Source organism: Aquidulcibacter sp., assembly GCF_044346625.1.
GTDB lineage: Bacteria > Pseudomonadota > Alphaproteobacteria > Caulobacterales > Aquidulcibacteraceae > Aquidulcibacter.
Map to the genome: position 1 here is coordinate 1 of NZ_JBIIYV010000127.1, position 4,926 is coordinate 4,926.

3 protein-coding genes are annotated in these 4,926 nt (G+C 53.8%); all 3 read right to left on the reverse strand.

The window, feature by feature from the left end:
• Positions 1 to 32 precede the first annotated feature (32 nt).
• Positions 33 to 2,483 (reverse strand): LysM peptidoglycan-binding domain-containing protein, encoded by a 2,451-nt coding sequence (locus ACIQ20_RS15820; protein WP_395782001.1) that lies wholly within the window; start codon positions 2,481 to 2,483, stop codon positions 33 to 35.
• Positions 2,484 to 2,567: 84 nt separating this feature from the next.
• Positions 2,568 to 3,146, reverse strand: coding sequence for an ankyrin repeat domain-containing protein (locus ACIQ20_RS15825; RefSeq protein WP_395782003.1), 579 nt, complete (start codon positions 3,144 to 3,146; stop codon positions 2,568 to 2,570).
• A 5-nt stretch (positions 3,147 to 3,151) separates the two neighbouring features.
• The coding region (locus ACIQ20_RS15830; RefSeq protein WP_395782005.1) for a hypothetical protein at positions 3,152 to 4,926 on the reverse strand (1,775 nt) is incomplete at its 5' end.

The window sequence follows — 4,926 nt, forward strand, 5'->3', positions numbered from 1 at the left end:
TCTTGACGGAAATACCCCAGACAGCGCTTACTTCAACCCGCCCCAACCAATCCCGGTTGCGGCGTAAATCCGGCAGTCATCCACTTATAGAAACGGTTCACCTGTCCGAACAAACCGAGCCACTTCATGTTCCCGACTGTCAAGTCATAAATCCTATTTGTGCCGACGACTCTGAGATCAGGAATTCGGTAACTTGTGCCCGTGGAATCATACAGTCGCCGATTGACGCTTACTAGGCCACTATTTTCAATTCCTTCCTGAACAAGGAATCCGCGTATGTCGCGGCGAGCAAAATCGTCAACAAGCTGACCCCGGTAAGTGTTCAAAGGAACGCCTTTTGGGGGCACTAAAAGTCCTTGTGCTTCCAGAGCTTGCACGTTGGCGTAACCCCGATCTGCTGCAGCTTGATACCGAGTAAATATGGCGTCTGATAACTCCGAAGTTGTTCGATACCCCGATTTTCCAATCAACGGCCCCACGAAGTCATTACTCTCTGCGGCAACCGCCCCCCGAGCTGTGGTTGCCGTTGGTCGCAAGGTTGCTGCCCCAGCGATTGTCAATGCCGCGTCACCCATAAATTTTTGGGGGATCGCATTATTGGTAGCCGTGTTGACAGGCCGACCAACAAGCACATCAATAGCTGTCAAAGGTACTGCGAGGCCCCATTCTATGCCCCCACCTACCGCTTCTAGCCCCCCGCCAAAACGGCCAATCGTGCCGGTAAAGCCCGTATTGTTTTCAAAAGCACGCGCAGTTGCATCCCCAGAACGCATTCTCGAAATGCCGCTATCCACGCGATTTAGATAGGCTGAAGTGACCACGCCCCCAAAGGATCTAACTTCGCCCCCGATCCGCTGTACCGCAGCCCTGGATTGGACCTTGAATAAGCCGACAGCATTATTGCCCCGATTGATGCCACTTTGGACGATATCTGCGCCGGCCTTCCTCAGGTTGAACGCATGTTGTTGGAGGTTCTCGACAAAAGCCTCCCACCAAGGCTTTTGCGATCCACGCTTAGCGGTGACTAAGACCTGCTCTATGTATTGTCGGGGTATACCAACTTGCATCCCAGCTAAGCCCAGTAATCCTGGACCACCCACGAAACCGGAACTCATAGTGGCTTGGCTAGATACACCGTTCCCTGAAGTCTTTGAAGGTTGCTTTGCTGCATCGGTGCCGTCAAAAGCAAGCGAAACCAGTCCATCAAAGATCATACTGCCGAGAACACTCGGCAAGGCTGATAGGACGTTGTCACCAAAGTCTGATCCGTCAATCAAGGATCGTGTGGCTGCATTGGTTAACATCGTTGTCGTTGACACCGCCGCTTTCACGACTTGACCAGATGCCTTGCTCAACATGGCACTGTTGCCGACCTTATGACCGACCCCCGCGCCAACGGCAGAAGCCGCCACCGCCGCCCAGCTGAACTTATCCTGCAGGCCAAGGGCTACATTTATGCCTTGGCTGATCGCACTAGAGGCGGCTGAGCGCACAACCGCAGCGGTAAATCCTGTGCCAAACTTATTTGCCAAACCTCCATCAACACCAGCGGTGATGGCTGCCATGGCGACCGCCTTCCAGCTAAACTTGTCCTGTATGCCGATAGCGACGCCAATCGTTTGCGACACGATCGAACCAATGGCACCGCTAATTGCAGAGCCAATAAATCCGCCCCCGGGGAGCATCACCGTCACTGCAATGGCGATAATGGCGAGGAATATCTGCCCAAAGCCGCCACACTTTTGCTTTTTCGGCGGAACTGCTTGCGGGGTGGAGGGGGTTACGTCGCCGAGGGTTTCGGCGGGGTTGTAGGGGGTGACGGAGGACGCATTATAGGTGTTGCGCATCACCCCTGCGGGTAGGCGCAAGGTCTGGCCTTCAAATAGGGATGCCGCGCCCGATAGGCCATTGGCTTCGGCCAATTTGTACCAAAGCCCACTATCGCCCCATAGATTCTGGGCGATCCCTTGCAGGCTGTCGCCGGAGCGGACCACATAGCTGCCAGCAACCGAGCCTTGGCTATAGCTGTTGATCACTTCCAGATTGGACGAGAATTGCTCTTCCTGCTTGCCCACCGTCGCGCCATTGGCAAAAGCACCGGGCGCTGTGGTGGCAGGGGCAGCTTGGCGTTGCGCGACCGAGGCGGCGTAAGAACCTTCCCACCCGCCATTATTCGTGATCATGCCCATCTGGCGACCGGCAAAGCGGTACCACATGGCGCTGGGATCACCTTGGCTATAATTATTATCCGACTCCCGCCGCCGGATCACTTGACCCGACACATCGGTGTCAAACGTCACCGTCCGGGGCCGACCGTCATTCACAAACACGCTCTTGGTCACCATCTGCCCGGCGATATTGGCCATAGTGAAGGTGGTGATCCGGGTGGCGGACCCTTCCTTATAGGTGATCCCCGTCTGCACCGCACCTTGATACCACTCATAGGTGTAGGTGGTGGTGGAGGATGTATTGGTCGATGGCAATTCGGGGCTTTTTGCACTTCACAATCTCGAAGGCGGTGCAGTCTTTGAGACCTGCCCCCTACGCGCGATGTGCATTTCGGTCAGTTATGTATTATTTGATTTTGCTATTTCTTGGCCGATTTCTAAAATAGCATTTGCTTTTGCTACATCGCCGTTAGAATTCCAAAGTGCGATCTCGCGCGCGATAAGCCTTTCGCCCCGTTCCAAAGCGAATGCTATCGCATCCATATTCTTCATACTCTCTCCAGTGTATCGTACACTAGTGTCGATGCCAGCTTCCAATAGCAATCGGACAATCTCGCTAGAACATCCAATTATCGCGCCAAACAGCGGATTTTTTTGTGGAGACTCGACGTCAAGTTTAGCTTCATTGTCAATAAGATACTTTGCAACTGAATAATTTCCATAAGAGCAAGCGGAAACTAATGCTGTATCACCTGCGAACTTTCCTCCTTTGTTCACATCAAACCCAATCTTCAAGAGTGCTTCGGCCATATCAACACCCTGCTTGCTTGCAGCCAGATGTAAGAATGTTCCTCCTCCGAAGGGAATGAACGCATTGACCATTTCCGGATGCTGAAAAAACAAACTCCGAGTCAGGTCAACATCGCCGACCGAGATAGCCTCCCATATCTTTGCCACCGGAGATTTTTGCTCAATCATACAGTTCACTTTCTCGCTGCCGCAAGCTTACCATTACGCGTCAAGATATCAACCAGTGCATCGCGGCCGAGGCCGAGTTGTTGGGCCTCCCGCAGTTCTGTGACAACTTGATTCAATGCCGGTTGTCCATGTTGGCCGGTCACGCGCATGGGAGCCCATACAAGGTTCTCCGGGCCAGAAATCGGATCAATGCCTGCTGCGCGCAGAATGCCCTGACCCTCCACAACAAGCGCTTGCTGGGCGGCACCGTTCCCAGTTTGGAAAACTACGTGATGTGCATGTGGATCAATCATTCCTTCTGGGGGTGGACCCTTCATTCTCGTTAGGTAGCTACCCCAGCTCTCAGATGATCCTCGAATAAACTGGGGCTTAATGGGGCCAATAAAGTCAGGGTCTCCGGCCCGAGCTATACGTATTGGAGAACTGTTCGCAGCAATAATGCGCCCTTCAGCCTGCGCGACGGCCCTTCCACCGAGGCCGGTTACCTTGCCAAATATTCCTCCAACCATTCCGCCAGCCACATTGCCTGCAATTTCGTTTGAGGCGTTGTGCATCAGTGACGCAACCATTGCGTTCGAACCCACGTTCATTGCTTCCTGCGCTAAGCCCGAAGACGCCAAGCCCCGTTCAAATGGATCACCTCCATTCATTGCAACACGGGACCGCGCATTAACTATGTTAAATGAGCCACGGATATTCGTAGAATCCCTGAGACCCGGCGCAAAAAGGTTCCCAAGTGTTCCAAACGGGTTCGGCGTAGGGTCGCTAACCCTCGCGACTATTTGACTAAACCCAAGAGAGCTTTGCGCTGTCCCCTGTTGGCGACGTCCGCCTTGGATGCCATAAGCACCCAGCCCAACTCGAATGCCTTGGCGGACGAAGTCATATCTACTGTCGTTCGTCAAATTCGCCTGCAAATCATAAGCGTACTGTTGGAGACGTTTGAACGCTTTTCCTAATGTTGACTGATTAAAGGCTGTAACGATAATCGTTTCAATTGGCTTAGCTTGACTTGATGCCGCGCCTCTAGCGCCGCCGTAGCTAGGACCGGCATCCGTCATGGTCGTATCTGCAATACTTGCCGTCTGAGTAAATTTTTCTTCGCTGGCCTTGGGAATTAGCGAAACCAGTCCATCAAAGATCATACTGCCCAGAACACTCGGCAGGGCCGATAGAACGTTGTCGCCAAAGTCTGATCCGTCGATCAAAGATCGTGTGGCTGCATTGGTTAACATCGTTGTCGTTGACACCGCCGCTTTCACGACTTGACCAGATGCCTTGCTCAACATCGCACTGTTGCCGACCTTATGACCGACCCCAGCGCCAACGGCAGAAGCCGCTACCGCCGCCCAGCTGAACTTATCCTGCAGGCCAAGGGCTACATTTATGCCTTGGCTGATCGCGCTAGAGGCGGCTGAGCGCACAACCGCAGCAGTAAATCCTGTGCCAAACTTATTTGCCAAACCTCCATCAACACCAGCGGTGATGGCTGCCATGGCGACCGCCTTCCAGCTAAACTTGTCCTGTATGCCGATGGCGACGCCAATCGTTTGCGACACAATCGAACCAATGGCACCGCTAATTGCGGAGCCAATAAATCCGCCGCCGGGAAGCATCACCGTCACGGCAATGGCGATAATGGCGAGGAATATCTGCCCAAAGCCGCCACACTTCTGCTTCTTGGGCGGGGTGGCTTGCGGGGTGGAGGGGGTTACGTCGCCGAGGGTTTCGGCGGGGTTGTAGGGGGTGACGGAGGACGCATTATAGGTGTTGCGCATCA

Excerpts from the sequence above, each read along its gene's own strand:
- ACIQ20_RS15825 (WP_395782003.1), bottom strand. The coding sequence starts at position 3,146 with ATGATTGAGCAAAAATCTCCGGTGGCAAAGATATGGGAGGCTATCTCG.